We start from the raw sequence: 26,489 nt of genomic DNA, 5'->3' as shown, positions 1-26,489 counted from the left end.
TAGTTATTTTGAATTAGCGTTAATAATCAATTTCTCCAAAAATCTGATTTGGTCTGCAAAGTAAGCATTTTTTTTTGGATATTTCAAGCTTAATTTTTTAATTATTTCAAGAGCTTTCGAATATCGTTGCTGTTTTACGTAGATTTTGGCCAAAGTTTCTGTGAAACAGCTGTCATCTTCCTCTTCTATGGTGTTGGTTTCAGTTGTTTCGTCTGTTCTGCCCGTTTCGTTTGTTTCAGCGGAAGAAGCTGCCTTTGCTTTCTCTTCTTCCCTCAAAGGTTTCAGGTATACGACTGGATCAGTCTCGCTTTTTTCGATAAAGTTGTCAATCAGCTCGTGTCCTTTCAGCTTGGGCATTGCCTCTGCCGGCTCGTCGGCGACAGGTGTCTCTTCGAGAAGGTATGCCGTATAGTCCATAGAGTAATCAAAGCTTGTCTGACTGGTTACTTCTTCGGGAGCCGTCGAAAGGAAAGCATCGATCAGAGCCAGTGTCCGGTCGACGGTAGGCTCATCTTTCAATACTTCAGAGAGAGGCAACCCTTTCTTCTGGGATTCGACAGCGAAGCGTTCGCCTTCGATCAGATGAAACAGTTTCCGTCGGTCGGCAATATACAGAACGGCTTTCCGCAGTTCCGCACCGAAATTAATGTCGTGGAGAATATACAGGTTCTTGAGATACAACAACCGGAGCGACTGAAAATACGGATACCTCGCGAGCTGGTTGCGCAGTTCGTACAAAGTATCCCTATTCAGCGTCTCGGGATGCTGAATCCATTGTTGCAAGTTAACAGAAGTCATTAAATTACCAGTTTGCTACAGTTGCATTAAATATTTGGTCGGTTATCTCTTTACTCATTTCCGCTATTAATCCATCCTGTACGGCCGTCAGCAGCTGGCTGGAATCATAGGTACGGAAAGCTGAGAATTGTTGTTCGAAGTCTTCGGCGTGATTTGTGTTGTTGACAAAGCGTACATTGACCGTGATGGTCAGCTTCGTTTCCGAAGAGTAACCATCGGCAGACACTGCCTGGTTATACTGGTTGTAGCCCGTAATTTCACCGTCAATCTGCAGATCCGCATTCTGGTTCGGTTTCAGCAGTTGCAGACGGGTCTGTCTGATGAAGATATCTTTCAGGTCTTCATTGAACTTGGTAGCCAGCGGAGCATACACATACTCCGACTTAATCGGGAAATCAGCAATCGAAATAGTCTTCACCTTATCGTAATTGATAGAGGAGCCATTAAACTTATAGGACACACTACAGGCGATGATGACTGCCGGTAAAACAACCAATATCAGCGGTCGTGCTATTTTCTTAATCCAATTCATATTCTTTTATTTTTCTGTAAAGGGTACGCTCGGAGATATTCAGATCCTTCGCCGCACTTTTCCGCTTACCATGATGCCTCTCAAGCGCTTTACGTATCATTTCTTTTTCCACTTCATCGAGCGAAAGGGTTTCTTCTACATATTCTTCCGTGTCCTGAATATCGTCATCGTCTTCTTTGGGACAAACAGACGGTTGCTGCACAGCATGGATAATGGCCGGCACGGAAGGTTGGTGCGTCGTTGTCACTACCGGAGTAGCTACTACCTGTCCCATCTGTCCGACTTGTCCCGCACGTTCAGCCATCATATTGTGCACCATCTTCTTCAGTTCCGCCACTTCCTGACGCATATCGAACAAGACAGAATATAGTATTTCGCGTTCGCTCTCAAAGCTCTTGCTCTCGCGTGTGCCGAACAGTGCCGGAAGGCGTTGGGTATTCTGTGCCGGAAGATAGGTCTGCAGAATCGCAGCCGTTATCTCACGGTTTGTTTCTATAATCGAAATCTGCTCTGTGATGTTCTTCAACTGCCGGACGTTTCCCGGCCACGGATAAGCAAGCAATATCTTCTTGGCATCTTCCGTCAGCTGGATAGCCGGCATCCGGTACTTTTCGGCAAAGTCTGCGGCAAACTTACGGAACAACAACAGCACATCATCTCCACGCTCACGCAAAGGTGGTATCTGAATAGGCACCGTGTTCAACCGATAATACAAATCTTCCCGGAAGCGTCCTTCGGCAATGGCTTGTGTCAGGTTCACGTTGGTAGCTGCCACAATACGTACATCCGTCTTTTGTACTTTGGATGAACCTACCTTGATAAATTCACCGCTTTCAAGTACACGGAGCAGACGCGCCTGTGTAGGCAACGGCAACTCTCCCACTTCATCAAGGAAGATAGTTCCACCGTCAGCTTCTCCAAAATATCCTTTCCGCTCACCAATAGCACCGGTAAATGCTCCTTTCTCGTGTCCGAACAGTTCGGAATCGATCGTACCTTCCGGTATGGCACCACAGTTGACAGCAATATACTGCCCATGCTTTCTCCGGCTATATTGATGAATGATCTGTGGAAAACTTTCTTTTCCGACACCACTTTCTCCGGTAATCAGCACAGACAAATCGGTAGGCGCTACCTGAATGGCAACATCTATGGCACGTGATAAAGCCTCGGTATTGCCAATAATACCGAAACGCTGTTTCACTTGTTGTATCTCCGCTTTGGTCATCTATCTTAATATTAAGTAATAGGTAATAAGTATTAAGTAATAAGTATTAAGTATTACCATCATTATCATCTCGCTTCCATCCGCATGGCTAATACTTAATACTTATTACTTAATACCTATTACTTAATCTTCGTCTACTGTATCCAGTTTTAGTTTATCACTATCGTCCCGTTTCTCGTAATACTGCTTCCGCAACGGGTTTACCCGTGCCGCTTTCTCGCGCTGGCGGTTGCGGAATACATCAATCGCTACATAAATAGCCTGACGGAAAGAGTCTTCGCTGGCCAGTCCTTTACCGGCGATGTCATAGGCTGTTCCATGAGCCGGAGAGGTACGTACAACCGGCAGTCCGGCGGTATAGTTCACACCGTCTTCCATAGCCAGGGCTTTGAACGGAGCCAGTCCCTGATCATGATACATAGCAAGGATTCCGTCAAAGTGAGTATAATTGCCCGAACCCATAAAACCGTCCGCAGCATAAGGGCCGTAACAAATGATCCCTTTCTCTTCCATTTCTTTCATGGCAGGGATAATGATTTCCTGTTCTTCCATACCTAGCAGTCCGCCGTCTCCTGCATGAGGATTCAGTGAAAGCACTGCAATACGGGGCGCACCGATACCGAAATCCTGTTTCAGACAACGATGGAAAATCATCAGCTTTTCCTGAATCAGTTCCTTGGTGATTGTTGTAGCAATCTCCCTTACCGGAATATGCGTCGTTACTAAAGCCACACGAAAATCGTTTTTCATCAGGATCATCAGTGACTTGTTTCCATTGCCCAGACGTTCTTCAATATACTCCGTATGACCGGGGAAAGAGAACTCTTCCGACTGAATGGTATGTTTGTTGATCGGAGCTGTCACAATGACGTCGATCAGCCCCTCACGATACTCTTCTATGGCACGCTCCAAAGCACCCAATGCAGCCTTACCTGCTTCGGGATCGGGTTTGGAGAATTCCACTTTCACTTCGTCATCTGTACAGTTCACTACACTCAGACGGTTGTATCCGGCTTCGGAAGCTGTGTTGACAATGCTGAAATTAGCCTGTACATCCAGTGCTTTACGATGGTAAGCCGCTACTTTAGGTGAACCGTAGATAATCGGAGTACATAGCTCAAGCATGGTAGGGTCTGAGAATGTCTTCAAGATCACTTCATAACCTACCCCGTTGATATCTCCTTGGGTAATGCCGATTCTTATTTTGTTTTCTTCCATGTTTTTATTTATTAGTTGGTTCCGCTTCTCTGGTTACCCCCAGTGGAATCTGACTCTGCTGAGCTTCTTGCGGAAGTTTCAGCGTATAAAGAGATGCTTCCATCTGGCGAACCAGATTGCGTTTCATTTTATCGGGTGAATATACAAATATTTCTGCTGTAATAATACGTTGGTTCTTCTGATCCAGACGAGTATGGGAAACGAACGGGCCACCCATGAAGTCACCCTTCATGCGCCACAATCCACGAGCTTCCATCGTGTAGTCATTGTGCACGTTGATCGGACGAACATCGGTCAGTAACGAGTCTGTCGACATATATACGCCTTCTTTATATCCGGGGATATTGGCTTTCATCACAGAATCGCGCTTATGAACAAAGTATTCTTTGGTGAATGTATCCTTGTCAGTATAAGGATAAGAATACATCACGAAATTGCGATCCGCGCTGCCTGTATTGGTAGATGCCCAAAAGAAGTCCTCTCCTGTCTTGGAGTTATTCAGTTCGGAAGGTATCCAGATATCGCAGTCAAACAGACTATCTACCTTATTTGAGATAAAGTTGTTGTGCTTTTCCTCCAGCAAAGTAATCTGACGGTTCATTTCAGCGCGAGTGAAGAAGTCGATAATCGTCTGCTTGTTTTCTTCGACAAACTTCTCAAACACTTCTTCGTTCGGAGCCTGAATGGTCAGTATCATCTGTGGAGAAGCATAAACGTCTTTCGCATACTTGAAAGTACCTTTGGTATAAATATCTTTTATATCTACTATCACAATATTACGGATCAACTTCAGCGTAGAATCATAGTCCTTCGGTGAAGTATACATAATCCGGAAAGAAGGTTCCGACTGGGGCAGTCCCGGCATGTCAGAATCAAGCACATCATGCAAGGCCCTTCCGGCGGCACGGTCCCACACTCCCGCATCTACTACAACCAACAGTTCATACGGACGACCGCTAGAGGTATGATTCCCCTTTAATCCACAAGAAGCAACTACGAAGGCTACCAGAGCCATGCTTAAATAAAAAAAGTACTTTTTCATGATGTTCGATTTTTATATTAACTTTTATTATTTTCCTCCTGTTTCACAGTCGACAGCATACCGCATGCCGCAAAAATATCCTCTCCCCGCGAAGCACGAATGGTAGTGAAAAGCCCGTGCGTAGTCAGATAGTCACGGAAACGGGTCATCGTATCCATATCGGCTCCTTCAAGGGCTACTCCCGGAATAGAATGGAAACGAATCAGGTTCATCCGGCAATCCAGTCCGCGAAGCAGTTTGAGTAACTCCTTGGCATAAACTTGCGAATCATTAAGCCCCTTAAAAACAATATATTCAAACGAAAGTCGACGCTGTTTGCTAAAATCATAGTTTTTTAACAGTTCCACCATTTCCGTGATAGAAAAGGCTTTCTCCGCCGGCATCAGTTCCGCACGCTGGGCGGTCACCGGAGAATGCAGGCTGATGGCAAGGTGACAGTCGCTTTCTTCGATAAAGCGCCGCAATCCTTTCCGCAATCCGACAGTTGAAACGGTAATCCGCTTCGGGCTCCATGCATAACCATAGGACCCTGTCAGTATGTCCAATGCCTTCAACACCTCTTCCAGATTATCGAGCGGTTCGCCCATTCCCATCATGACGACATTCGTCAGTTTGTCCCGTTCCGGCAAGGAGTGAATCTGATTGATAATCTGATGGGCGGTCAGGTTGGCAGAGTAGCCTTGTTTCCCGGTCATACAGAACTTGCAGTTCATTTTGCAGCCTACCTGCGAAGAAATGCATAAAGTCGCCCGTTCATCATCCGGAATATACACCGACTCCACAAAATGATTCTCGCCCACAGGGTACAGGTATTTCACCGTACCGTCTACAGAGCGCATTTCCTCCACCGGAGCTTCAGCTCCTACCTCATAGTTCTGCTTCAGTAACTCCCGGTATTTCAACGACAAGTTAGTCATTTCATCAATCGAAGTCACCTTCTTATCATAAAGCCAGGATGCAATCTGTTTGGCTGCAAAGCCCGGCATTCCCAGACGTTTCACCAGTGACTGCAGCTCCATAAGCGTCATTCCTAAGAGGGGATATTTAGACATCATTCTTTCTGTTCATGGTTTATATTTGCAAATGTAAGGAAATAAAGTCGATTTCCGTATAGCAAGGATGTAAAAGTTAGCAAAAAAGGTCGTTCCAAAGCATGGAACGACCTTTTGCAGTTATCGTTTTTACGACTAATCTTAGAAGAACAGGTAACGTGTATCCTTCACTTTTCCTTTCAGATACAGGTCGTTCATCAGACGGCTTGCGAAGCGTGCGTGCATATTAGCCAATGTAGCTTCTTCATCTTTAGCGTTAAAAGTATCGCTCAGTTTGTCTTTGCCATACATCTGAAGCACAAATACACCGGCATTACCTTTGATTGGAGCACTCAGTTTGTTCATTTCAGCCACAGAAGCATAAGCACCTACCAGCGGTTCGCTGCTGCGCAATTCAGAGACATAAGCGGGAGCGGCAAATGTAACCAGCTTCAAAGAATCGCTGACTGCACCGGGCATAGCCTTGTACTGGTCGAGAGAAGTTGCATTGGCAGCTTTCATATCAGCCATGATCTTTTCGGCTTTCTTATCTTTAACGATTTCAGCTCTCAACTGATCCTGTACAGCTTTCAGCGGACGATATCCTTCCGGAGTAACACCAACCAGAGCTACTGCAACCATATGGTCGCTTTCGCCACATTCATACAAACCGGAAACATCACCCGGTTTAGCGGCAAACGCCCATCTCAATGCTTCTTTAGTACCTCTTACACCACCGATAGTGTGTTCTGAGCTATACAAGTCTCTTCTGTCAAGCAGTTTGTATCCGGCTTCTTCAGCGTTAGCGATCATCTTTTCAGCAGTAGGATTGGCAGCGATGAACTGGCTGAAGTCATTGTAAGCACGGTTATAAGTTTCTTTGCTGAATTCAACTTCACGTTTCACAACAGCTACTTTATATTTATCCTTCACAGCTTTCTTGTTAGTCACCTGCAGGATTACATTAGCTTGTCCCAACGGCAGGTTTACTACTTCGTTCACGCCTGTATTATTGATAGCAGAGATAAACTTCAGGTTGTCACCATCGATCTGTGCGCCTTCATACTGTGCAGAGCTCATCCAGTTAGTCTCACCCGTCTGACCGTATTTCTTAGCCAGATCTGCGAAGTTAGCACCGCCTTTGATAGCAGTATAGATACTGTCCGCCAAGGCTTTTGTCTTCAAAGCGTCTTCTGCAAACACCTGAATCTGACGGAACTCGATTGAGTCGGCAGCAGCTGTTTTTGCAACCACTTTGAATGAATTAATAGTATTGTCGGCACCATTATAGTACGGACCATAAACAGAACCAACGGATGCAGAGTCCAGACGGGCAACTACATCTGACGGGAAAGCTGTTTTATTATAGAACAAGTCTACATAAGGAGCTTCCGAGCCTACAGAGCGGATAAAAGAAGTATAGTCATCTGTTGTAGTAGCCAACTGTGCAGTAGCTTCGTCTACTTCCTGCTGGATAGCAGCTCTGTCTTCCGCACTTGCAGTCACCTGAACATCAATGTACTTGATATCACGGCTTTCCTGATATTGCTTGAACTGTTCTTTCTTCTTGTTATAAAGGTCTTTCAGTTCCGATTCTTTCACAACGATTGTAGAATCTACTACAGAAGAATAAGGAACGGCAGCCATCAACAAGTCATATTGATTCACTCTTGCGTCGAAAGCGTCCTGTGCTTCTACCGGATTAGAGAGAAGCGCTTTTGCTACCAATGCCTGATATTTTTCTGCCAGGCGGCTCTGAACCAATGTCTTCTGGATGAATGACCAGTATTTGTACATGTTGTTGTACTGTTCTGCATACTGAGCCGGCATCTGAGATTCGTTCATTTTAGCGTAATCTACCAGGAACTTATTGAGCATATCCTTATCGAAAGCACCGGTCTGCGGGTTGCGGAAAGGAGTCTGTTGCAACAACGGATGCACGCCTGCTTTCAGGATATCCTGAATTTCAGCAGCAGAAACTGTCAGTCCCAATGCTTTTGCTTCTTTCTCAACCAGTTTGTTATTAACGTAGGAACGCCATACTTCGTCGCGCACCTGATTGGTCTGTTCGTCGTTCAGTGCAGTCACTCCACGGGAGAGTTTTATCACTTCGGTATATTCTTCTACCAGATTCTGATACTCTTGAGCGGAAAGAGCATCTCCGTTCACCTCACCTACGTCATGTGCCTGGTGCGGTTGCATCACCTTCCACGCGTCACCCGCGATGAAAGCAAACAGCGCCAAACCGATAACAATCACCAATAGAGGTCCTTTCGACCTAATGTTTTGTAATGTTGCCATTTTGATTAATACGATTTATGTTTATTATTATTTCTTTCTATTGTCATTTTAGCGCACGAAGATACAAAAAATGCTAATATGCTTCTATTTATTAGCTAAAAATTTCACGGTTATCGCCATTATTCCATGACTTTTAAGCGTACAAGTTCTATTTTTGTCGCTGTCACCTTGATTATTTTAAACTGATAACGGCCGACACGTACCAATTCGTGCAGTTTCGGGAAGCTCTGATATTGGTTCAGTATCAATCCGCCTACTGTCAGATAGTCGTCCGATTCGGGCAGATCAAGTCCGAACATTTCATTGACTTTTTCTATCTCCAGACGAGCCGACAAAACATATTCATCTTCGTCAATCTTCTTGCAGATATAGGAAGTATTGTCATGTTCATCTTCTATATCACCAAATATTTCTTCTACCAAGTCTTCCAACGACACAATGCCGGATGTACCTCCAAACTCATCCACTACCACGGCAATCGTCCTCTTTTGCAACATAAACAGCTTCATCAGTTTGTGGGCAGACATCGTTTCGGGTACGATCGGCACGTCTTTCACGTTATCGCGCCAGTCTTTCGGATCACGAAACATTTCCGATGAATGGATAAAACCGACCACATTATCGATATTTCCGTCATACACAATGATCTTCGAGATCCCGGATTCTATAAAACGGCTCTTGAGTTCATCCAACGAAGTAGTAAGGTCGACCGCAACGACTTCGGTACGTGGAACGATACAGTCACGTATTTTTATGTTTGAGAAATCAAGTGCATTTTGAAAGATTTTCACTTCCGTATCCAATTCTTCTTCATTCGCAGCATTATCGATGCTACTCTGCACGAAATAGTCCAGATCGACTTTTCCGAAAGCCTTGTCCGAAGCATCTTTGTTAACCTTCATACCGAATATACGAAGAAAAAGGCAAGACAAACCGGAAGATAACTTCGAGACAGGATATAAAATGACATAACAAATAAAAAGCGGAATAGCGGCAACATTCAAGACCAGATTGGGATTGATCTTAAACAATGTTTTAGGAAGAAACTCTCCAGTCACCAAAATAATCAGAGTAGAGATGACGGTCTGCGCCAACACCATCAGAAAGTGGTTATCAATAAAACCAGCCAACAGATTATCACCGATGATCTGTGCCATCAATATACCATAGATAACCAATGCTATATTGTTTCCTACCAGCATGGTAGAGATAAATTCGTTCGAGTTCTTGAAAAAGATGGAAAGAATACGGGATGTGATTCCTCCCTTACGTTCCATTTCAAAGCGCAACTTATCTACTGAGACAAACGCGATCTCCATTCCTGAGAAGAAAGCGGAGAAAGCCATAGTGATGAGTAAAGAGATATAAATATTCATAGTTTATTTCACAGAATCTTTTTTCGTCGAATCCGGCGGCAATGCTTTTACTTCCGGTTGAGCAGTTCCCCCATTTTCGTCAACATAGAAAATGCCCTCAATATTCTGAATGACATAAACGGTCATATCTTGATTTGACTCAAAACCATGCCCGGTAATGACTCGGTCCGGCTGTTGGATACGTATAAATTTATCAGAATAAACTTTCTTGGTTGCTTGGTTCCAAAAGAGCAACTCGGTATTAAAACGTTCTCCTTTCCGGTTCTGTATATCAACATTCCCTATTAGCTTCCAAAGTTGTTGTTTATCATAAAAGTAGGCAGTATCTGCTTTGATGCTGGCTTCAATATTAAAGATTGAGTCGAACTGTTCCAAATAAACTCCTTTTTCAAAAGCCCAATAAGAAGGCTTCTTACGATCGAACATCAACCATTCTTCCGTCTTCACCCGATAACGTGTCACTCCCGAATCAGAAATAAGGGTTGTAACTCCCAACGTTTTCATCATTGGTAATGAGTCACGCTCAGTAATAGCATCACCTACAGTCTTCTTCTTACCGCCGCAGGAAGAAAATGAAAGAAGCATAACAATTGCCCCGAAGGCAATTGTTATGCTTATGCTTTTATGCAACAAACGGTTACTTCGTTTTCGCAACATAAATTTTATCTAATCGTTGTAGTCTCTCCGATCCAGCCACCGATAGTGATGCGGTCGCCTTGTTTGTAACCTAACATAAATAGGTCTTTAGCCTGTGGAGTATGACCGGAATATGTACCAATCAACTTGTTTGCTTCTTCAGCCACACTTGGGTCAACAGCTTTTGCACGTTGCAGTTTATCAATTACAGCGAAGTAAGTACACTTATTCAATGCAGACTCATCACTCCAGTTAGGACTCATTGCATACAAGTTAGCAATCAGGATATAAGGAGCACCATAGTTCTCGTTGAAGCTAATTGCTTTCTGACAGTATGATCTGGCTTGAGACAATTTCTTAGCAGAAGCCAATACAGCTGCAGCAGCATATGCCTTTTCTGCTTTCTTCACGTTGTCAGTTTCCAATTGGATTGCTTCGTCAAAGAACTTCACAGCACCATCAATATCACCTTTCTTGAATGCCTGATAAGCACATCCTGTAGCAGCTTCAGCTGTTGGCTCTATCTTATAAGCGTAGAAAGATGCTTGCAAATAAGCTTCGCTTTCTGTACATCTCATCATTTTCATGATATCGATTACTTTTTTCAGATAAGCCAAGTCTGTCTGGTTAGCTTCTACTTTCGGGCCATAGATACTTTGCAGAGATTCGCAGTCAGCAGTACCACTGTTTACGAACAAAGCCACGAGGTTATCTTTGATACCCATAAAGTTTTTCTTTTTTGCTTCATTAGTTTCTGCAGCAATAGCAGCGTCAGCATATTCTGAAGCAAGCAGATAATCCTGAATAAATTGTTCTTTATGATTAGGATCAGCTTTCAGTTTATCCAATGACATCTGAAGAAAATAAAAAAGCGTAGCAGCTGCCGATTCGCCTTTCACTGCATTTACAGACTGGCTCAACCATTGATAGGCTTGGTTAGCGTCTACTTTCGGAGCCAAAGCAATATAGTCTACAGCCTTGATACCCAGCGCTTCGTCAGCAGAAGACACTTTAGTTCCTTTTGCAAGGAATTCTTCTGTGTATTTCATACGCAAATCATGCGTATTCATCAATTCATCAAAATACTTCTGATATTCAGGATTATTCTTATCCTTAATCTGAGCCATCAAGCCTTTAAGGATTTTATATCCGTCAGTAAAAGTGTAAAAACGGAGTGTGGGACAATTTTCCAACACAGCTTTCCAGGGAGTATACGCATCTTTAAAATTTCCTGCACGCACAGCCTCATGCGAAATACTACTGTTTGAGTTACAGTTAGACGCATCCTGTGCCACCACAGTGGTTGCTCCAGCCGAAAGGAACAACATAGCCACAAGCGTTTTAATTTTCATTGTATCTAAATTTTAGTTGTTTATATAATATCGTCTATTCTCTCTCTCTCACTTTTATTACTCTACCCTACGCTTGAAGAACCAACGTTCGTTGAACGTAAGCCCGATACTCACGCGGAAGATATTTTCATTCACCATGTTCGTCTCCAGTCCTTTTACGCGGACAAACTGTCCACTGATACTAAGTATGGAACGCGAACGGGGAACAGGCAGACCGAAACCGGCAGTTACACCATATTCACGTGAAGCCTTTTTCCCATCAATCTTATAATACGGCGTCGTATAATAAGCTCCTAAACGGTATTTTATGTGGGCGAAATAGGAACGTCCTATCAAATTAGGAATGTATTCCGCACCTACTGATATTTTTGTACGATCACAATAAGTGAAAGTTTCATTAAAATCTTGACGTACATTCTCGTCACTTGTTACTACGCCAAAATTAGTTTTTGACCATTGCTGTAAGCTATAATCTGCACCAACTGTCAAACGCTTGTCATAGTTATATGTAAATCCGACTCCAAATGTATTGGGTAATTCAAATGTAGCATCCAATACATCCTTATATTCAGTTCCATAACTTGAACTAGATGCCCCCATGATCACAATTGACGTATAATCATTATTCAACTTATGTTTAGGAGAATATACAGCACCAATCGTCAAAGAACTCTTTTTAGTCAAAGCCTGTGTATATTGTGCACCGAAATCCAATTTATAATCAGAAATTGAGGTTACCATTTTTCGCTGATAGGAATCATAAGAAGATGTTCCCGGATAGAACATTCCTCTTGTACGGGTTATATCTCCCCAAAAATAAGATGCATTCACACCGACAGAGAGATTCTTAAGTACTTTTACACCAGCACCAACGTACATTTGATGCAAACCACCGTCGCCGGTAAAACTTCTGCTATATGCCAAACCATTGTCCGTAGTCTGACTATCAGACACCGTATACCCCACATTAGAATATGGCAACAATCCGACACTCATCGCCATCCACGGAGCCAACCGGAACTGCATAGCGAGATAATCGAAACTGGCGTTTTTGGCATTCAACTTCAGGCCACCACCACTAATATTCATATTCTGTAAACTGACACCCCCTTCGAACAGGAACGTCAACGAATCAATGGCCGTATAGGAAGCAGGATTCGTTGGATTGATCTGTGCTCCATCCCTGAGTCCGAAAGCAATTCCACCCATCGCCTTGCTATTTCCGAAACTTTGATCGGACAAGTCGCCATAGCCATATCGTGTGTAAGGAGAGTTTGTATTATTTTGAGCGATTGCCGTTCCGGTAACCATCATGAGCAAAAGCGCCCAAATCGTGTGTTTAAATCCTACCATTATTATAGTTTAAAATTCTATTTAATCCTTTCAACACTAAAAATCTATCTGCAAAGATGGCACTTTTTACGCTGCTATCAAAAGAAAAGTCATCTCCGCCCGTTAAAAAAACCAAAAGTTCAGGATATTTATGCTTCATAGCCTCAATATAACCTGAAATTTCATATTCCATTCCTTTCAGCACCCCTGCACGGATGGCAGTTTCCGTATCCCTTCCCATCGGCAGTTTGCGCCCGTTGGAGTCTATCAGCGGCAAGCGTCCGGTAAACTGGTGAAGCGCTTTATAGCGCATCTGCATGCCGGGAGAAATATTACCGCCATGATATTGTCCTTTCGAGTCTATAAACTCATAAGTGATGCAAGTGCCCGCATCAATGACCAAGATGTCATTATGAGGAAACTGCTCGTTGGCCCCCACTACGGCAGCTATCCGGTCGTATCCCAATGTCTCGGGAGTTTCGTACAGATTACCTACCGGCAGCGGAGTCTCATGATTGAGCCATAACAGAGGGAACGGCAAAGCAGCCAGTTCGGCAAGTATCCGTTCGTTCAAATCGACGACAGTAGCTACAATCCCCCGCTCAATCCGGTATTTGGAGCAAAGAGCCTCCAAGCTATCCAATGATTGATTGGATTCGGTCAACACCTCCACCATCTCACTTCCATTGAAGAGGGCAACTTTCGCTGTCGTATTTCCTATGTCGATAATTAAGTTCAATACTTTTCGTCTTTAGCGGCGCAAAGGTAAAGTAAAAAAAGAAAAGTTGAAGCATACAGAAGGAATTATCTTCTTTTTTCATTTCAAAGACTCACCAAAAAAAGAAAAATCGAACTATATATTTTTAAATATATTGTTTTATTAGTTATTCTTTATTATGGTTCCGCACTGCGTTTCACGAACATTTTTCACAACACAATAAACAACTATAGATCAACCAATTACAAACAACTTAGAGTGTTCCGCTATGCGTTTCACTTTCTTGTAATGAAAATTCCTCCAAACAGAGGCTCTATTTACCCTAATCAGAGCCTCTGATTGGGTGAAATAGAGCCTCTGTTCTGATAAAACGGAGCCTCTGTTTCTACAATCCAACTATTCTTCGTATATTCGCCACCAAAATAATAAACGGGCATTTCTGATGAAACGGACAATTCTATATCCATTACTGACTCTTTATCTGCTTATCTTTTCAAACGGACAAGCCATAGCTTCTGACAACGACTCCATCCGCCTCAGTCTGCTGACTTGCGCACCCGGTGAAGAAATCTACTCCCTGTTCGGACATACAGCCATCCGCTACGAAGATCCGGTCAACGGAATAGATGCCGTATTCAACTATGGACTATTCAGCTTCAATACTCCCAACTTCATCCTCCGTTTTTCACTCGGTGAGACAGACTACCAGCTGGGAGCTACCGACTACGCCCATTTCGCGGCGGAATATGCCTTCGACGGGCGCAGCGTCTGGCAACAGACACTCAACCTGAGCAAAGAAGAAAAAGCGGAACTCATCCGACTGCTACAGAAAAACTATCTTCCCGAAAACAGAGTTTACCGGTATAATTTCTTTTATGACAACTGCGCTACACGCCCGCGCGATAAAATAGAGGAAAGCATTGACGGAAAGGTAATATATCCCGCAGAGCCGCAAGACGGTTCGCTATCTTTCCGCGATATCGTACATCAATACTGCAAAGGCCATCCGTGGGCCCGCTTCGGCATCGACCTCTGCATTGGCAGCGAAGCAGACCGCCCCATCACGCAACGCCAAATGATGTTTGCCCCCTTTTACCTGATGGATGCTTTCGCAGGCGCCCAAATCGTCCATGATTCGGTTCAGCGTCCGCTCGTATCCGGCAAGGAGCTGATCGTAGACGCCCTTCCCGAGGAAGAAGAAGGCGGTTGGATGCCCACCCCGTTCCAATGTTCCCTCCTGCTTTTTATACTTACCGCTGCTGCTACTATCTACAGCATCCGCAAAAGGACAGGACTCTGGGGTGTCGACCTTATTTTATTCGGTGCCGCAGGCATCGTGGGCTGTGTGCTGGCCTTCCTCGCCCTATTCTCCGAACATCCGGCTGTCAGTTCCAATTTCTTATTGCTGGTATTCCATCCGGGACAGCTTCTGCTCCTTCCATACATCATTTATTGTGTCCGAAAAGGAAAGAAATGCTGGTATTTGACGCTGAATTTGGTCGTTTTAACACTTTTTATGGTGCTTTTTCCGCTAATTCCGCAGAGATTTGACTTAGCTGTTGTACCTTTGGCACTCTGTTTGCTGATACGTTCAGCGAGCAATTTGATATTGACCTCTAAAAAGAAATAATGAAAGGACTACTAACTTCCCTGATTACCGTACTGACCTTCACCGGGCTACAAGCTCAGTCGTTGCCTACTGCCCCTAAACTTGTGGTAGGACTCACGATTGACCAGTTGCGTACGGACTATCTGGAAGCTTTTTCGTCGCTCTACGGCGAGAGAGGCTTCAAACGCCTCTGGAAAGAGGGAAGAGTATTCCACAATGCAGAATATACATTCAGCGGTGTAGACCGTGCCTCTGCCATGGCAGCCATCTACAGCGGATCGACACCTTCCGTCAACGGGATCATTTCCAACCGATGGATGGATGTAGCCACCCTACGCCCTGTCAACAGTACGGACGATGCGGCCTTCATGGGTTATTACACCGATCAGACCTGTGCCCCTACCAAATTATTAACCTCTACCATTGCCGACGAACTGAAAATAGCGACACAAGGCAAAGGTATCGTATACGCCATCGCCCCTTTCTGCGACGCAGCCATTTTCGCTGCCGGACATGCAGGAAACGGAGCGTTCTGGATCAATCCCACGACCGGAAAATGGAGCGGAACGACCTATTATGGCGAATTCCCCTGGTGGGCAAGCCAATATAACGACCGTCAGGCCATCGACTCCCGCATCTCCAGCGTCACATGGGAACCGGTTTTCCCACGTGGTATGTACACTTTCCTGCCAGATTGGCGGGACGTAGTGTTCAAATATAAATTTGACGACGACCGCAACAATAAGTTCCGCCGTTTCATCACCAGCCCGTTCGTCAACGATGAAGTAAATGCCCTCGCAGAAGAAGCAATCGGCAAAGGTTCGGTCGGCATGGATGACATTACTGACTTATTGGCACTTACTTATTATGCAGGCAACTATGCGCACAAGTCCGTACAAGAGTGTGCCATGGAAATACAGGACACTTATGTACGCCTCGACCGCAGCATCGCCAACCTGCTTGACCTGCTCGACAAGAAAGTAGGCTTGCAGAATGTGCTTATCTTCGTCACTTCCACCGGATATACGGACAGCGAATCGACGGATTCGGGACTGTACAAAATACCGACCGGAGAGTTTCACCTCAACCGCTGCACCGCCTTGCTGAACATGTTTCTGATGGCCACTTACGGTGAAGGAAAATATGTAGAAGCCTATCACGACCAGCAAATCTATCTGAACCACAAGTTACTGGAACAAAAGCAACTGAACCTGACAGAAGTGCAGGAAAAGTCTGCCGACTTCCTGATGCAGTTCAGCGGAGTAAATGAGGCATATTCCGCCCACCGACTTCTCCTGGGTTCATGGACTCCGGAAATATACAGAATACGCAACGGCTATCACCGCAAGCGTTCCGGCGACCTCGTGATCGACGTGTTGCCGGGATGGACTATCGTCAGCGAAAACGGCAACGAGAACAAGGTGGTACGTCATTCCTATATCCCCGCACCGCTGATCTTCATGGGTCACTCCGTGAAACCGGCCATCATTCAGACACCTGTAACAATCGACCATATTGCGCCTACACTGGCTCATTTCATGCGCATACGGGCTCCCAATGCTTCTTCTTCGGCTCCTATTACCGATCTTCGGTAAAAGATTCCTCACAAAAACCATGCGAAAAACATAAATAAATCAGCATTTTAATGTAACTTTGCGCGGATTTATATATGGAAAAAGCACCGTGCAGACAATCAAGAAATAATAATAAACTAAATAATACAACATGGGATTTAATGAATTTTTAAGCTCGATTTTCGGAAACAAATCCACACGAGACATGAAAGAAATCAAACCCTGGGTAGAAAAGATCAAAGCTGCCTACCCGGAGATTGAAGCACTGGACAACGATGCCCTCCGTGCCAAAACGGAAGAACTCAAAAAATACATCCGCGAATCGGCTACTGACGAACGCGCTAAAGTGGAAGAACTTAAAGCGAGCATCGAAAGCACCGAACTGGAAGACCGCGAAGAAGTCTTTGCACAAATAGATAAGATAGAGAAAGAAATTCTCGAAAAATACGAGAAAGCACTGGAAGAAGTATTGCCCGTAGCTTTCTCTATCGTCAAAGCAACTGCCAAACGATTTACGGAAAACGAAGAAATCGTAGTAACCGCGACTGAATTCGACCGCCATCTGGCTGCCACCAAAGACTTTGTACGCATTGAAGGCGACAAGGCCATCTACCAGAACCACTGGAATGCCGGCGGCAATGATACGGTATGGAACATGATTCATTACGACGTTCAGCTGTTCGGTGGTGTCGTTCTGCACAAAGGTAAGATTGCGGAAATGGCAACCGGTGAAGGTAAAACTCTCGTTGCTACCCTTCCGGTATTCCTGAACGCGCTGACCGGAAACGGTGTGCATGTAGTAACCGTGAACGACTACCTTGCCAAACGTGACTCCGAATGGATGGGCCCGCTTTATATGTTCCACGGTTTGAGCGTAGATTGCATCGACCGCCATCAGCCGAACTCCGACGCCCGTCGTCAGGCATACCTTGCCGACATCACGTTCGGTACCAACAATGAATTCGGTTTCGACTACCTGCGTGACAACATGGCTATCAGCCCGAAAGACCTTGTTCAACGCCAGCACAACTACGCCATCGTCGATGAGGTTGACTCGGTATTGATTGACGATGCCCGTACTCCGCTGATTATTTCCGGTCCGGTGCCGAAGGGCGACGACCAACTGTTCGAACAGCTCCGTCCGCTGGTAGAACGTCTGGTAGAAGCTCAAAAAGTATTGGCAACCAAATACCTTTCCGAAGCCAAACGACTGATTGCCTCCAACGACAAGAAGGAAGTGGAAGAAGGATTCCTTGCCCTTTATCGTAGCCACAAGTGTCTTCCGAAGAATAAGGCATTGATCAAGTTCCTCAGTGAACAGGGTATCAAAGCCGGCATGCTGAAGACCGAAGAAATCTACATGGAGCAGAACAACAAGCGTATGCACGAAGTGACCGAACCGTTGTACTTCGTCATCGAAGAAAAACTGAACAGCGTAGACCTCACAGATAAAGGTATCGACCTGATCACCGGTAACTCCGAAGACCCGACATTGTTCGTGCTGCCGGATATCGCCGCACAACTCTCCGAACTGGAAAATCAAAACCTGACCAACGAACAACTGCTGGAAAAGAAAGATGAGCTGCTGACTAACTACGCCATCAAATCGGAGCGCGTACACACCATCAACCAGTTGCTGAAGGCTTACACCATGTTCGAGAAAGATGACGAATATGTTGTGATCGACGGACAGGTGAAGATTGTAGACGAGCAGACCGGACGTATCATGGAAGGCCGCCGCTACTCCGACGGATTGCACCAGGCTATCGAAGCGAAAGAACGTGTGAAAGTAGAAGCCGCAACGCAGACATTCGCAACGATCACTTTGCAGAACTACTTCCGTATGTATCACAAGCTGTCCGGTATGACCGGTACTGCCGAAACGGAAGCAGGCGAACTTTGGGACATCTACAAATTGGATGTAGTCGTTATCCCGACTAACCGCCCGATCGCAAGGAAGGATATGAACGACCGCGTTTACAAAACCAAACGCGAAAAGTATAAAGCCGTTATCGAAGAAATCGAAAAACTAGTGCAGGCAGGACGTCCGGTACTGGTAGGTACGACTTCGGTAGAAATCTCCGAAATGCTGAGCAAAATGCTTACCATGCGTAAGATCGAACATAGCGTACTGAATGCGAAGTTGCACCAGAAAGAAGCTGAAATTGTTGCAAAAGCCGGTTTCAGCTGTGCAGTGACCATCGCTACCAATATGGCAGGTCGTGGTACCGACATCAAGCTGAGCCCGGAAGTAAAAGCCGCAGGCGGTTTGGCCATCATCGGTACGGAACGTCACGAATCCCGTCGTGTAGACCGCCAGTTGCGTGGTCGTGCAGGACGTCAGGGTGACCCGGGTTCTTCTGTATTCTTCGTGTCACTGGAAGATGACTTGATGCGTCTGTTCTCTTCCGACCGTATTGCCAGTGTAATGGACAAACTCGGTTTCCAGGAAGGCGAAATGATCGAGCACAAGATGATCTCCAACTCTATCGAGCGTGCACAGAAGAAGGTGGAAGAAAACAACTTCGGTATCCGTAAACGTCTGTTGGAATATGACGACGTGATGAACAAGCAACGTACTGTTGTTTATACCAAACGCCGCCACGCCCTGATGGGTGAACGTATCGGTATGGATATCGTTAATATGATCTGGGACCGTTGCGCGAATGCGATCGAGAACAATGACTACGAAGGCTGTCAGATGGAACTGCTCCAGACATTGGCTATGGAAACTCCGTTCACCGAAGAAGAATTCCGTAATGAAAAGAAGGACACATTGGCAGAAAAGACATTCAACATTGCCATGGAAAACTTCAAACGCAAAACGGAACGCCTGGCACAAATCGCTAATCCGGTCATCAAACAAGTATACGAAAACCAGGGACATATGTACGAAAACATTCTGATTCCTATCACAGACGGAAAACGGATGTATAACATCTCCTGTAATCTGAAAGCGGCTTACGAGTCCGAATCAAAGGAGGTGGTGAAAGCTTTCGAAAAGTCTATCCTGCTGCACGTTATCGACGAAGCATGGAAAGAAAACCTGCGTGAGCTGGATGAGTTGAAACACTCTGTTCAGAACGCAAGCTACGAACAGAAAGACCCGCTGTTGATCTACAAACTGGAATCCGTAACACTGTTTGACGCTATGGTGAACAAGATCAATAACCAGACTATCTCCATTCTGATGCGCGGACAGATCCCTGTACAGGAAGCTCCGGCAGACGAACAACAGCCACGCCGCGTAGAAGTACGCCAGGCTGCTCCCGAGCAACGTCAGGATATGAGCAAGTATCGTGAACAGAAACAAGACCTCAGTGATCCGAACCAGCAGGCTGCTGCCAGTCAGGATACTCGCGAGCAACAAAAACGCGAACCGATCCGTGCGGAAAAGACGGTAGGACGCAATGATCCTTGCCCATGCGGAAGCGGTAAGAAATATAAAAACTGCCACGGACAGAATGCTTAACAGCAGTCCGATGTAAGATTATAATCTAAAAGAAAGCCTCAAACGGTTAAAAACTGTTTGAGGCTTTCTTTTATTCATCCAAAATAGTACTTTTGCTTAAACTACTAAAGATATCAAGACTATGGCAAAATTCTATTCACTGGCATTTGTTTCTCTGCTACTGTTGGCACTCGGCAGCTGTCAGAGCCTGGAGCAGATTTCTATTGACTATATGCAGCCCGGAGATATGACTTTCCCTTCTCAACTCCGTAAAGTGGCTATCGTGAATAACACCAGCACCGAACCGGATAACAAGCTGATCACACAGACCGAAAAGCCGAAAGAAAACGTACCCGAAATAAGCCACGCCACAGCGTATGCCAATGGTAATGTTAAGATTGCAGCTGAATCGCTGGCGGAAGAAATCGCGCATCAGAACTATTTTGATGTAGTGGTGATCTGTGATTCCGCTTTACGGGCCAATGACAAGTTTCCTCGTGAAAGTACACTGAGTCAGGAGGAAGTCCAACAGCTGACATCAGACTTGGGAGTGGACTGTATCATCGCAATGGAAAACCTGCAATTCAAAGCGACCAAAACGGTTCGTTATATCCGTGATTTTAACTGCTACCTGGGGACAGTGGATGTAAAAGCCTACCCGACGGTGAAGGTATACCTGCCCTCGCGCAGCAAACCGATGACTACGCTACACCCCACCGACAGTATCTTTTGGGAAGAATACGGAGGATCGGTAACAGAAACATTTGCACACATGATACCTGATGCACAGATGTTACGGGAAGCTTCTGAATTTGCAGGGACTATCCCTGTCAAACAGTTACTCCCTTTCTGGAAAACAGGCAAACGATACTTGTACACCGGTGGCTCCGTACAGATGCGTGACGCGGCAATCTTTGTCCGTGAAAATTCATGGGACAGAGCTTTCGAACTTTGGGAACAAGTGTACAACGGAACCAAGAAGGAAAAGAAAAAGATGAAAGCTGCCCTCAATATCGCTGTTTATTATGAGATGAAGGACAGCTTGGCAAAAGCAGAAGAATGGGCAGTCAAAGCACAGCAACTTGCCCAAAAAGTAGATAAGAAAAACATTCCCGAAAATGCGGCGTACGCCACCATTGACGATATACCGAATTACTACCTTACAACCCTTTATGCAAATGAATTAAAGGAACGTAACAGTCAATTGCCCAAGCTAAAAATGCAAATGGAGCGATTTAATGATGATTTTTAAGGAAATCATGCATTGATTATTATTTTTTTTATACCTTTGAGGTAACAAAAAGGAAGAACCTATGAAACTGAGCCAACAATCTCTGTCTACCATCGAATCGGCTATCCAAAAGGCAGCCGGCAAATATGTATGTGGCTGCGACCAGACAGCCGTAACAGATATTCATTTACAACCGGACCAAACATCGGGACAACTCACTATTTATAACGACGATGACGAGGAATTGGCTAATGTAATGATTGAAGAGTGGGCAACTTACGATGGAGATGATTTCATGGAAAATGTAGAGCCCAACTTGAAAAGTATCCTTTGCAGAATGAAAGATGCAGGAGACTTCGATAAAGTAACAATATTAAAGCCTTATTCATTCGTACTGGTAGATGAAGATAAGGAAACAGTTGCAGAATTGTTGCTGATAGATGACGATACATTGCTTGTGGATGACGAACTGCTGAAAGGACTGGATAAAGAACTGGACGAGTTTCTGAAAAATTTGTTGGAGAAATAAAGATGTTCGATTGCCCGGCATGGCCTTGCTGAAGCAATTATCATTTATAAAAAGAATAATCGGAAGTAAACAGGGGAATACCTTTTACTTCCGATTATTCTTTTTTCGTTTTATATGATTCGTACAAACCCAAGTTTCCCTATCAGCGCTGACTAAAAAGCCGGAGCAGTGTAGGTAGATAAATTACTTTGCTTCAATCGCTGTCCGATAAACAGATTTTGCCGTTTCAATTACATTTTGTAACTTATGATCTGATGAATCAGCTGTTTTGTTTTTCTCCGCCCATGCTTTCTCCATGCCATAGAAATTAATCGGTTCTTCCGCTGATTCACCAAGTTTGCCGTCCAACTCCCGTTGTTTCTGCTCAAAGAAAGTTTTCCAACGTTGATAATACAAGTCTTTCAAAATCCCGCTCCACTCCCGATGGGAATAATCATGCAGACCTCCCTGATTGGCAGCTATACTGTCTCCCCAAACCGTGATCAGCGCAGAAGCATTCCATTCGTAAAGTTTCTTTTCTTCTTCCGTGGTTCCCAAAGAACGTGCGGCATTCAGCCATGAAGACGCCGAGAACTCCTTTCGGGTGGACAGCAAACTGTCCTGAGCTAATATTAACTCCAGAAACTGTTGTGTCTGTTTCCCGAAGCTATCCCTATCTTTCCGATCATAACTCTGAGAAATTTCTTCAAGCAGCACATTCCCCTTATCTGCCAGACTCTGACGCACCACGTCCACCAAATCATATTCAAAGTTATTATTTCCCTTGTACTGATCTGCAACAGAAAGTAACAAGCGGGCTGCCTTTGCCGTTGAATCAGGTGAATAGAATAACTTGGCATATCCCCATGTCGACGTTCTGTCCAGATGAAATCCCGGACGGGCGCACAACAAGGATTCGACTGTCCCTTCTCCCTGATAATTCTTCGGAGCATTGTAAACTGTATGTTCCAGCGCACGCCATGCTTCCGCTACTTCCGGTGACAAATCATTTCCATACCGCGCTTTCAGATACGTTTGCAGCCATTCATCCGGTGAAAAACGTTCTTCCCGCCAAGGAAGCTCATACAGCAATTCAAACATCACCGGATTATTCTCGATTCCTTCCGGAGTAGCTCCTACCCCCCGCAAGGTTTTCCCGTTGACATGTGCACAGGCGTTATAATATCCATTCACCAGTTGCTCCATCCGTCCGTGCAGACCGACATTACCGCCAAAGTTAAGCAACATACAATAGAGCCAGTCATGCTTGCCGAAACCTTTCTCCCGATACCACATCGACTCCGGATCACCCCATTGCGGAAGTTTCTCACTATACAAATCCAGTACCAGCAAATCACTGGAATCGAGTGTGTTGACCATCGCTTCCCGCGGATTCGCCTGCCATGCCTGCATCACCCACACAGCCTCCGGATTCGCTTTCTTCATAGCACCCATAATAGAAGTTCCCGCCTTTGCCAAGTCTACTCCTTCCGTATTTCCTCCTTCGTGAAAGGGGTCCATACTGTAATACTTTGCTTTTCCGTACAGTTTCTCCAACTCCTCATAATACATGGCAGCAAATGAATCGAAATGTTCATCTTCCGTAGAAAGAAAGGCCGGACGAGGAAAACCGCACCATTTACCGGGATCGGCAATCTGATACCCCAGTTTCTCGCCGATATTACGGGGGACCATTCCTGCATATCCGGGGAATACCGGTTCAATGCCCAGCTCCCTCATTCGGGCAATGATCTTCTTTTGCAGTGCTTCCTGTTGCCGATACCAACTGTCGGGATTCGGTCCACCCCATCCTTCCAGATTATTCATCTGCCACCATGCCATAAAGGCAGGACCGGAAATAAACTCATTGATCTCCTCCGTCGTATATCCGATACGTTTCAGCAGATTATACCAGACAACCTCCATCCCTGTTATACTCAAAGGCATATTGATGCCGTGCATCGCCATCCAGTCTATTTCTTTCTCCCAGCGTTCCCAGTCCCAGAAAGCCATGGAGTAGGAATAGGTACAGTAATTCAGGTAATATCGATTCTTCATAGCCGTCGCCTGTCGGATTTTCTTTTGAGGCAGAGGCAGTACTTCCGGCAATTTCTGCGAGGGATTATTCCACGAAAGATGAATACCTGCCACGTATTTCAGGTACCAATTCAAGCCCGTAGCCAGTGAAAGATCGGAGTTTCCGGTTATCAGTACTTTGCCATCCTTGGAGTCTATCTCAAAGTAGTCCTTTGCCGGATCGGCTTCATCAGTAACCAACCGGAAAAGGATTTGACCTTTCGACGTATTCTCCGTCACACGTGCTGCCAATGAATCGATTAGAGCAGACGTGGACTGGCAACTTGTATACATAACAACAGAACCAAATAATAAAAGTAATAGAAGACGCATGTTCATAGTCATTATTTTTTAAGGGTCATCAAATGTGTTTGAGCGTTTGAGCCCCTAAATATATTTCAAATTTCCGATTACTGAAAATAAAATGTAGTTCTTTTATACTGATACACATTAAATAACCTCCAATATATGAAGAGTCGGAAAGATATAGCATTGGCTCTAATAAAGAAAGAAGATGTGTCAAACAGTTATTTGCACATCTTCTTTCAATTTGTGTTTCAGTTAATTATTACTCCCATCCCGGATTATTGGGGGCCAGTTCTGGGTTTAATGCGATTTCATTAGTAGGCACCTGATACAAATAATACTTATCTAACCAACCTTTACCTGCTACCAAAGGATCATTATACATATAGATAAAACCTTCTTTCTTTCCTGTTGTATCAGCGTATCCTTTTTCAAGATCAACAAACTGTCCGGAATCGCCAATCTGCTCTTTAGTAGCCCATTGACCATACTGTATCTTATTGATAAACCAAGGTGCCTTTTTCCAGCGGCGCACATCGTAGAATCCAAATCCTTCACCCATCAATTCTACTATGCGCTCGCGACGAATCTCCCACAATACAGGGTCTACGGTCTGGTCGCGCTTCGGATCAAATCCGGCATTTATCTCGGCCACTTTCATATGGGCAACTCCCACCCGATCGCGTAACTTATTGATAGTAAGATCAGCAACAGTCTGATTGAAGCCCTCGGCACCTGTACCACCTTTTTCAAATTTAGCCTCAGCATAATTCAACATCACTTCATCAATCTTGAACAAAGGTACATCTGAGGTCCCTTCATTCTCTTTCGAATTGTCCCATACATTATAGTATCTGTACACATAGTTACCGCTACGGGCTACGAGGAAACCTTGTCCGCCATTGTTGGTGAAGAAGTGAGGCATTCCTTTCAATATAGCAGCAGACCAGTTCATCAATGGGAACACTTTATGTTTACCGGCTTCCCCATTTCCGCCCCCGAAACCTGTGTAACGGGTAATGCCCATGATATCCATAAACTCACGGTCCTTGGGATCAGAAGTATACTCCCAACTGGTATTATCGGCACTTGGGATCACCTTATAAGGGGGAGCTACAGTCTCCAGCAGACGAAGGTCACGATTGCGGAAAGTAGCATTCATACTATTATCCCCGTCCTGCGACCATTCATATTCCGAGCTGTTATGAATCGTTTTACCATCTTTACAAAGATACATATCGATGATGTGTTGCGGCATTTCCACATTATGGGTGGATGTCCGTTCAACATGAGTCAGTACATAATTAGTCAGTTCTTTTTCTACATATTCCTTATACAGAATGATGCCTTTCATTCCTTTCAGGTCAGATGTCAGCATCTCTCCCCAATCACTGTTCAGTTCGGGATAAGAATCCATCAGTTTCTTGGAATAAGTGATACAAGCATCAAAGTACTTATCTTCGTCCCCCAAAGCATGATATTTACGCCATGTACCTTCAAAAAGGCAGAAACGGGAAAGAAGAGCACGGACAACATGCACATTGATCGTATTTTCACCGTCACCTTCTTCTTTTATATGCTCTTCAGCATATATCAAATCGTTCAATACATGATCGGCAACTTCTTTGCGAGGTGTACGGGGACCATATGCTATTTCCTTATCCGAATCACCCAGTACACGATCTACCCAAGGCACATCGCCAAAACGAGCTATCAGTTCTGAATAATAATAGGCACGGAAAAAATATCCTACCGAACGCCAATGCTCCTTGTCCGCATCCGTCATCCCTGAGTGATCGATATTTGCCAACATGACATTGACCCGATAGATAAAGCTGAATGCCCATCCATTGCCTGATGACGAACTGGATACATTCTGAAAAGCATACGGATTACCGTCACCCTGACGACGCATCAGATAACCTGCATAAATATCGCTTGTATAGGATGTGGCACTGGCATAGGCTCCGTTTGTACCGGGAATACGCAGGATATTAGTATTTGTAAATACTCCGTACAATCCCCAGGCATAGGTCTTGAAAGTATTATAATTACTGAACACTGTCTGCTCCGTCAACGAAGTATCCGGATAGCGTTCCATAAAACTATCGTTGCATGAAGTAAATCCGATAGCTGCTGCCGCAAGCATAGTATATATTATTTTTTTCAT

The 26,489-nt window shown here is 44.8% G+C and carries 19 protein-coding genes; 5 read left to right on the top strand and 14 right to left on the bottom strand.

All coding sequences use genetic code 11. The annotated features are described in order from the left end of the window. Positions 1-3: 3 nt before the first annotated feature. The 12 genes from KTR07_RS02560 to KTR07_RS02505 form a co-directional block, all read right to left on the bottom strand. On the bottom strand, positions 4-798 hold the full coding sequence (locus tag KTR07_RS02560) for a hypothetical protein (protein ID WP_011109226.1): 795 nt from the start codon (positions 796-798) through the stop codon (positions 4-6). Between the two features lie 4 nt (positions 799-802). Beyond that, entirely contained in the window at positions 803-1,330 is a 528-nt protein-coding gene (gene lptE / locus KTR07_RS02555; RefSeq protein ID WP_008760046.1) for an LptE family protein, read from the bottom strand. Next, entirely contained in the window at positions 1,317-2,558 is a 1,242-nt protein-coding gene (locus tag KTR07_RS02550) for a sigma-54-dependent Fis family transcriptional regulator (RefSeq protein WP_008760045.1), read from the bottom strand. The genes lptE and KTR07_RS02550 overlap by 14 nt, the downstream gene beginning before the upstream one ends. A gap of 123 nt (positions 2,559-2,681) precedes the next feature. Then, on the bottom strand, positions 2,682-3,776 hold the full coding sequence (pdxA, locus tag KTR07_RS02545; protein ID WP_008760044.1) for a 4-hydroxythreonine-4-phosphate dehydrogenase PdxA: 1,095 nt from the start codon (positions 3,774-3,776) through the stop codon (positions 2,682-2,684). 4 nt (positions 3,777-3,780) lie between these two features. Continuing rightward, on the bottom strand, positions 3,781-4,818 hold the full coding sequence (locus tag KTR07_RS02540) for a DUF4837 family protein (protein ID WP_048696819.1): 1,038 nt from the start codon (positions 4,816-4,818) through the stop codon (positions 3,781-3,783). Between the two features lie 17 nt (positions 4,819-4,835). Further along, the gene (gene rlmN / locus KTR07_RS02535) at positions 4,836-5,870 is read right to left on the bottom strand and encodes a 23S rRNA (adenine(2503)-C(2))-methyltransferase RlmN (protein WP_165938095.1); all 1,035 of its coding nucleotides are present in this window, start codon (positions 5,868-5,870) and stop codon (positions 4,836-4,838) included. A gap of 141 nt (positions 5,871-6,011) precedes the next feature. Then, positions 6,012-8,150 (bottom strand): peptidylprolyl isomerase, encoded by a 2,139-nt coding sequence (locus tag KTR07_RS02530; protein ID WP_008760041.1) that lies wholly within the window; start codon positions 8,148-8,150, stop codon positions 6,012-6,014. Between the two features lie 119 nt (positions 8,151-8,269). Beyond that, complete coding sequence (locus KTR07_RS02525) at positions 8,270-9,526, bottom strand: hemolysin family protein (RefSeq protein ID WP_008760040.1); 1,257 nt, start codon at positions 9,524-9,526, stop codon at positions 8,270-8,272. 3 nt (positions 9,527-9,529) lie between these two features. Then, the gene (lptC, locus tag KTR07_RS02520) at positions 9,530-10,183 is read right to left on the bottom strand and encodes an LPS export ABC transporter periplasmic protein LptC (protein ID WP_016268333.1); all 654 of its coding nucleotides are present in this window, start codon (positions 10,181-10,183) and stop codon (positions 9,530-9,532) included. A gap of 5 nt (positions 10,184-10,188) precedes the next feature. After that, the gene (locus tag KTR07_RS02515) at positions 10,189-11,514 is read right to left on the bottom strand and encodes a hypothetical protein (RefSeq protein ID WP_008760038.1); all 1,326 of its coding nucleotides are present in this window, start codon (positions 11,512-11,514) and stop codon (positions 10,189-10,191) included. A 57-nt stretch (positions 11,515-11,571) separates the two neighbouring features. Beyond that, positions 11,572-12,867 (bottom strand): outer membrane protein transport protein, encoded by a 1,296-nt coding sequence (locus KTR07_RS02510; RefSeq protein WP_048696825.1) that lies wholly within the window; start codon positions 12,865-12,867, stop codon positions 11,572-11,574. Next, the gene (locus KTR07_RS02505; RefSeq protein ID WP_008760036.1) at positions 12,854-13,585 is read right to left on the bottom strand and encodes a type III pantothenate kinase; all 732 of its coding nucleotides are present in this window, start codon (positions 13,583-13,585) and stop codon (positions 12,854-12,856) included. The genes KTR07_RS02510 and KTR07_RS02505 overlap by 14 nt, the downstream gene beginning before the upstream one ends. A gap of 421 nt (positions 13,586-14,006) precedes the next feature. On the opposite strand from KTR07_RS02505, the gene KTR07_RS02500 reads away from it, so the two are divergent. From KTR07_RS02500 to KTR07_RS02480, 5 genes are all read left to right on the top strand, one after another. Continuing rightward, the gene (locus KTR07_RS02500) at positions 14,007-15,194 is read left to right on the top strand and encodes a DUF4105 domain-containing protein (RefSeq protein ID WP_048696828.1); all 1,188 of its coding nucleotides are present in this window, start codon (positions 14,007-14,009) and stop codon (positions 15,192-15,194) included. After that, the gene (locus tag KTR07_RS02495) at positions 15,194-16,768 is read left to right on the top strand and encodes an alkaline phosphatase family protein (RefSeq protein ID WP_008764529.1); all 1,575 of its coding nucleotides are present in this window, start codon (positions 15,194-15,196) and stop codon (positions 16,766-16,768) included. Before KTR07_RS02500 ends, KTR07_RS02495 begins: the two co-directional genes overlap by 1 nt. Before the next feature lie 130 nt (positions 16,769-16,898). Beyond that, positions 16,899-20,219: a preprotein translocase subunit SecA gene (gene secA, locus KTR07_RS02490; protein ID WP_008760033.1), complete on the top strand. Its 3,321-nt coding sequence runs from the start codon at positions 16,899-16,901 to the stop codon at positions 20,217-20,219. A 121-nt stretch (positions 20,220-20,340) separates the two neighbouring features. After that, positions 20,341-21,450 carry a DUF6340 family protein gene (locus tag KTR07_RS02485; protein ID WP_022471562.1) on the top strand — a complete coding sequence of 370 codons (1,110 nt, stop codon included), beginning with the start codon at positions 20,341-20,343 and terminating at the stop codon, positions 21,448-21,450. A 61-nt stretch (positions 21,451-21,511) separates the two neighbouring features. Continuing rightward, on the top strand, positions 21,512-21,958 hold the full coding sequence (locus KTR07_RS02480; protein WP_008760031.1) for a hypothetical protein: 447 nt from the start codon (positions 21,512-21,514) through the stop codon (positions 21,956-21,958). A 183-nt stretch (positions 21,959-22,141) separates the two neighbouring features. On the opposite strand, the gene KTR07_RS02475 is transcribed toward KTR07_RS02480, so the two are convergent. Further along, complete coding sequence (locus KTR07_RS02475) at positions 22,142-24,352, bottom strand: alpha-N-acetylglucosaminidase (protein ID WP_055229317.1); 2,211 nt, start codon at positions 24,350-24,352, stop codon at positions 22,142-22,144. A gap of 229 nt (positions 24,353-24,581) precedes the next feature. Beyond that, the gene (locus KTR07_RS02470) at positions 24,582-26,489 is read right to left on the bottom strand and encodes a RagB/SusD family nutrient uptake outer membrane protein (RefSeq protein ID WP_048696882.1); all 1,908 of its coding nucleotides are present in this window, start codon (positions 26,487-26,489) and stop codon (positions 24,582-24,584) included.

The organism is Bacteroides sp. MSK.20.82 (genome assembly GCF_019052485.1).
GTDB classification, from domain to species: Bacteria; Bacteroidota; Bacteroidia; order Bacteroidales; family Bacteroidaceae; genus Bacteroides; species Bacteroides thetaiotaomicron.
The sequence above is the reverse complement of the archived record's forward strand: the minus strand, read 5'-3'. Positions and strand labels throughout refer to the sequence as shown.

Coding starts and splice junctions, on each gene's coding strand:
- KTR07_RS02470 (WP_048696882.1), bottom strand. CDS start 26,489: ATGAAAAAAATAATATATACTATGCTTGCGGCAGCAGCTATCGGATTT.
- KTR07_RS02495 (WP_008764529.1), top strand. CDS start 15,194: ATGAAAGGACTACTAACTTCCCTGATTACCGTACTGACCTTCACCGGG.
- rlmN (WP_165938095.1), bottom strand. CDS start 5,870: ATGTCTAAATATCCCCTCTTAGGAATGACGCTTATGGAGCTGCAGTCA.
- KTR07_RS02510 (WP_048696825.1), bottom strand. CDS start 12,867: ATGGTAGGATTTAAACACACGATTTGGGCGCTTTTGCTCATGATGGTT.
- KTR07_RS02550 (WP_008760045.1), bottom strand. CDS start 2,558: ATGACCAAAGCGGAGATACAACAAGTGAAACAGCGTTTCGGTATTATT.
- KTR07_RS02560 (WP_011109226.1), bottom strand. CDS start 798: ATGACTTCTGTTAACTTGCAACAATGGATTCAGCATCCCGAGACGCTG.
- KTR07_RS02515 (WP_008760038.1), bottom strand. CDS start 11,514: ATGAAAATTAAAACGCTTGTGGCTATGTTGTTCCTTTCGGCTGGAGCA.
- KTR07_RS02485 (WP_022471562.1), top strand. CDS start 20,341: ATGGCAAAATTCTATTCACTGGCATTTGTTTCTCTGCTACTGTTGGCA.
- KTR07_RS02500 (WP_048696828.1), top strand. CDS start 14,007: ATGAAACGGACAATTCTATATCCATTACTGACTCTTTATCTGCTTATC.
- KTR07_RS02480 (WP_008760031.1), top strand. CDS start 21,512: ATGAAACTGAGCCAACAATCTCTGTCTACCATCGAATCGGCTATCCAA.
- lptE (WP_008760046.1), bottom strand. CDS start 1,330: ATGAATTGGATTAAGAAAATAGCACGACCGCTGATATTGGTTGTTTTA.
- secA (WP_008760033.1), top strand. CDS start 16,899: ATGGGATTTAATGAATTTTTAAGCTCGATTTTCGGAAACAAATCCACA.
- pdxA (WP_008760044.1), bottom strand. CDS start 3,776: ATGGAAGAAAACAAAATAAGAATCGGCATTACCCAAGGAGATATCAAC.
- KTR07_RS02530 (WP_008760041.1), bottom strand. CDS start 8,150: ATGGCAACATTACAAAACATTAGGTCGAAAGGACCTCTATTGGTGATT.
- KTR07_RS02540 (WP_048696819.1), bottom strand. CDS start 4,818: ATGAAAAAGTACTTTTTTTATTTAAGCATGGCTCTGGTAGCCTTCGTA.
- KTR07_RS02475 (WP_055229317.1), bottom strand. CDS start 24,352: ATGAACATGCGTCTTCTATTACTTTTATTATTTGGTTCTGTTGTTATG.
- lptC (WP_016268333.1), bottom strand. CDS start 10,183: ATGTTGCGAAAACGAAGTAACCGTTTGTTGCATAAAAGCATAAGCATA.
- KTR07_RS02525 (WP_008760040.1), bottom strand. CDS start 9,526: ATGAATATTTATATCTCTTTACTCATCACTATGGCTTTCTCCGCTTTC.